The sequence below is a fragment of the Mesorhizobium sp. M7A.F.Ca.US.002.01.1.1 genome (assembly GCF_004022955.1).
In the GTDB taxonomy this organism is placed as follows: domain Bacteria; phylum Pseudomonadota; class Alphaproteobacteria; order Rhizobiales; family Rhizobiaceae; genus Mesorhizobium; species Mesorhizobium ciceri.
Genome location: NZ_RZQE01000516.1, coordinates 1 through 3,964, shown reverse-complemented (window position 1 = coordinate 3,964; position 3,964 = coordinate 1). Strand labels below are relative to the sequence as shown.

At 63.1% G+C, this 3,964-nt stretch carries 4 protein-coding genes; 2 read left to right on the top strand and 2 right to left on the bottom strand.

The window, feature by feature from the left end; translation table 11 throughout:
* On the top strand, window positions 1-1,697 hold a 1,697-nt coding region (locus EN932_RS30910; RefSeq protein WP_164890709.1), incomplete at its 5' end, for a PAS domain-containing sensor histidine kinase.
* Between the two features lie 86 nt (window positions 1,698-1,783).
* Complete coding sequence (locus EN932_RS30905; RefSeq protein WP_013531859.1) at window positions 1,784-2,491, top strand: DeoD-type purine-nucleoside phosphorylase; 708 nt, start codon at window positions 1,784-1,786, stop codon at window positions 2,489-2,491.
* Window positions 2,492-2,500: 9 nt separating this feature from the next.
* Here EN932_RS30905 and EN932_RS30900 read toward each other — a convergent pair whose 3' ends face one another.
* Window positions 2,501-3,718: a cytochrome c gene (locus EN932_RS30900; RefSeq protein WP_127367115.1), complete on the bottom strand. Its 1,218-nt coding sequence runs from the start codon at window positions 3,716-3,718 to the stop codon at window positions 2,501-2,503.
* Window positions 3,715-3,964 (bottom strand): GMC oxidoreductase (locus tag EN932_RS30895; protein ID WP_164890708.1); only part of this gene is annotated, 250 nt, incomplete at its 5' end. The genes EN932_RS30900 and EN932_RS30895, both read right to left, overlap by 4 nt.

The following is a 3,964-nucleotide window of genomic DNA, read 5'->3' as shown; positions in this document are numbered from 1 at the left end:
CGACCATGACGGGCGAAGCGCTGCCGGTGCGCTTCATGCACCGCGTTTCGGCCAGCCGCGAAGGATTGAATGGGCCGACACGCACGATCGTGCTCAACCGCACGCAAGGCGAGGATGCCTCTGCCGATTTGCGGGCTTCGGAAGTGCGCTTCACCCGCTTCTTCAACTCGACACCGATGGCAATCGCCGGCGTCGACCACAACGGACGCATCCTGCGCACCAATGCGCCGTTTTTGTCGTTGTTTTCGTCTGTCGTCGATCGCGACGCCGTCGACCGTCGCGTGCGGCTCGACACGGTAATCCACGAACGCGACCGGCCGGCCTTCGCGGCTGCCTTCGAGAAAGCGCAGCAGCGGCAGGCCGACATCGAGCCGATCGACACGCTTCTGCCCGGCAACGACGAACGGCACATCCGCTTCTACGTCAACGCCGTCGCCGACGGCACCGGCGGCGAGGGCGGCGAGGGCGCCGAGGAGTCGGCCATCGTCTACGCCGTCGAGACAACGGAGCAGAAAGCGCTCGAAGGGCAGATGGCGCAAAGCCAGAAGATGCAGGCAGTCGGCCAGCTTGCCGGCGGCATCGCGCATGATTTCAACAATGTGCTGACCGCCATCATCATGGCGTCCGACCTTTTGTTGACCAATCACCGCCCGTCGGACCCGTCCTTCCCAGACATCATGAACATCAAGCAGAATGCCAACCGGGCGGCTTCGCTGGTGCGGCAGTTGCTGGCCTTCTCGCGCAAGCAGACATTGCGGCCGGAAGTGCTCAACCTGACCGACGTGCTCGCCGATCTCAGGATGCTGCTGGCCCGCCTTGTCGGCAACGACATCAAGCTGAAGGTCGACCATGGCCGCGACCTGTGGCCGGTCAAGGTCGATATCGGGCAGTTCGAACAGGTGGTGGTCAACCTTGCGGTCAACGCGCGCGATGCTATGCCGGCGGGCGGCGATCTGACCGTGCGCACCCGCAATGTAACCGCCGAGGAGTGCAAGGCCTTTTCCTACCGCGAACTCGCCCCGGCGGACTATGTCGTGGTCGAAGTCGAGGACACCGGCAGCGGCATCGCGCCCGACGTGCTGAAGAAGATATTCGAGCCCTTCTTCACCACCAAGGAAGTCGGCAAAGGCACCGGCCTTGGCCTGTCGATGGTCTACGGCATCATCAAGCAGACCGGCGGCTTCATCTTCTGCGATTCCGAAGTCGGCAAAGGCTCGACTTTCCGCATTTTCCTGCCGCGTCACATCGCCGAAGCGAAAAAAGCAGGCGAGCCCGGCGATGCGCCGGCGGCGCCGGCAAAGGTCGCCGATCCGGCCAAGGATCTGTCGGGCTCGGCCACGGTGCTGCTCGTCGAGGACGAGGATGCCGTGCGCATGGGCGGCATGCGGGCGCTGACCTCGCGCGGCTACACCGTGCACGAGGCATCGTCGGGCGTCGAGGCGCTGGAAGTGTTCGAGGCGCTGGGCGGCAAGGTCGATATCGTCGTTTCCGACGTGGTGATGCCGGAAATGGACGGGCCGACGCTGCTCGGCGAATTGCGCAAGCGCCAGCCCGACATCAAGTTCGTCTTCGTGTCCGGCTATGCCGAGGACGCATTCGCCAGAAACCTGCCGGCAGATGCGCATTTCGGCTTCCTGCCCAAGCCGTTTTCGCTCAAGCAACTGGCCACGATCGTCAAGGACGTGCTGGAGTCCTAGAGCCTTCCCCATGTTCCTCCTTGCGCAACGCTGTGACAACGCCATGATTGAGGGGTGAACGGCAGGAAGGCTTAGGGGAGCAACCGGTGACGCCGCACAACGAAGCGGACAAGGACGACTATGCCGACACGGTGTTGTTGCCGGGCGACCCGCAGCGCGCTGAATGGATGGCGCAAACGTTCCTGGAAGCGCCGCGCTGCATCAATCGCCGACGCGGCACGCTTGGCTTCACCGGCTTGTTTCGTGGCAAGTCCATCAGCATTCAGGCGACGGGCATCGGCGTTTCATCGTTTCTGATCTATGCGCATGAACTGCTGGACCATTATGGCGCCCGGACGCTGATCCGTACCGGCACCTGCGGCAGCCTGACCGCAAAGGCAAAGCTGCGCAGCCTTGTCATCTCGCAATCGGCACAGGCGGAAAGCGCCCAGAGCGGCCAGGTTTTCGGCCTTTATGGACCGGCTGGCCCGGACCCGGCGCTCCTCGCATCGTCACGGGCCAAGGCGGTAGAATTTGGCATCGACCATCATGTCGGCCTGACGGTCTGCAGCGACATTTTCTATCACCCGGATGGGCGTGCCCGTTTTGCCGATGCACGGGCGCAAGGAGCCCTGGCCGTGGATATGGAAACCAGCGCGCTCTATGGCATATCGGAGCATTTCGGAGCACGTGCCTTGTCGATGTGTGTTGTGGTGGACAACATCGAGACCGGCGAACAGACCGACTATTCCGAGCGCCAGGCGCTTTTCACCGACATGAGCCGTCTGGCACTCGCTGTCGCAGCCGAGAGCTAGAGTACGGGTCTACTGGGTCAATCCCTTGCGTACGGCAGCGACATCGCCGGACGAGACTGCAGGAGCCGCGTTGCCCCAACTGGCGCGCACATAGGTCAAGACGTCGGCGACCTCCTGGTCTTTCAGGCGCCAGGCCAGGGAAGGCATGGCGGGCGTCGTCGGTGCATCGGCCGTGTGCACGGCCTGGCTGCCGGCAAGGACGAGCCGTGCCAGTGTTTCGGAACTGCCCTGCGCGACGATCGAATTGCCGGCAAGGGAAGGGAAAAGCGCGCCTGACCCGGCACCATCTCCACCATGGCAGGCCGAGCAATTGTCGCGATAGATTGCCTCGCCCGCGGTCATCCGTGTTGCGTCAGGCTTTGCCGGTTGGGCGCTGTCGACATCCGAGCCCAGGCTCTTGAGGTAGACTGCAACCGCCTTGAGATCGGGATCGGTCATTTTCGACGTGGAGTTCTCGATGGCCTCCGCCATCGGACCGGAGGCAATCGAATGCGCATTGACGCCGGTCTTGAGGTATTTCACCAAATCCTCTTCCGACCACTTGCCCAGGCCCGATTGCGCATTGTTGGTGATGTCGGGGGCAAACCAGCCCTGCAGGGAGGCACCTTGCAGGAACTCGCTGTCCTTATCGGCGCCAAGGAAAGATTTGGGCGAGTGGCAGGTGCCGCAATGGCCCGCGCCCTGGACGATATAAGCGCCGCGATTCCACTCCGCCGACTTGGAGGGATCCGGCTGAAAGCTTGCTTCGGTGAAGTTGAGGGCATTCCAGCCCAGCATCGCCAGCCGGATGTTCAACGGGAACGGCAGCTGATTGGCTTCGACCTTGTTCGATACCGGTTGAACCGTCGTCAGATAGGCCCACAAGTCGGAAATGTCCCGATCGTTCATCCTGGTATAGGCGGGGTAGGGCATTGCGGGGTAGAGCCGCACACCATTGTGGCCGATGCCTGACTTCATCATGCTGCGGAAGTCGGCTTCCGACCAACTGCCGATGCCCGTCTCGCGGTCAGGCGTTATGTTGGGCGGCACAAGCGCGCCGAACGGCGTTTCGAGCGGCAGGCCGCCGGCCAGCGGTTTGCCCTCGGCTCGCGTATGACAGCCTGCACAGTCGCCGAGCACCGCCTGATACTGTCCACGTATGATCTGGTCCGCCTGGTCGGCACTCCATGCCGGGCCGCCAGTGAGGGCCGCAGCACCGATGGCGAGCGTGAGAACGAGCTTGTTCATGCCTGCACCAGGGGTGCACCGGGATTGCGCAGATATTGATTGCGGATGGCATCGGCGGCGCGGAAAGCGAGCGCGCCGACCGTTCCTGTCGGATTTTTGCCGGCATTCTGCGGGAAGGCCGACGCACCGATGACAAAGACATTGGGGACGTCCCAGCTCTGGAGGAAGGTGTTGACCGCGCTCTTCTTCGGGTCCGTTCCCATGATGGCGCCGCCCGTATTGTGGGTGCTCTGGTAGGGGACGCTG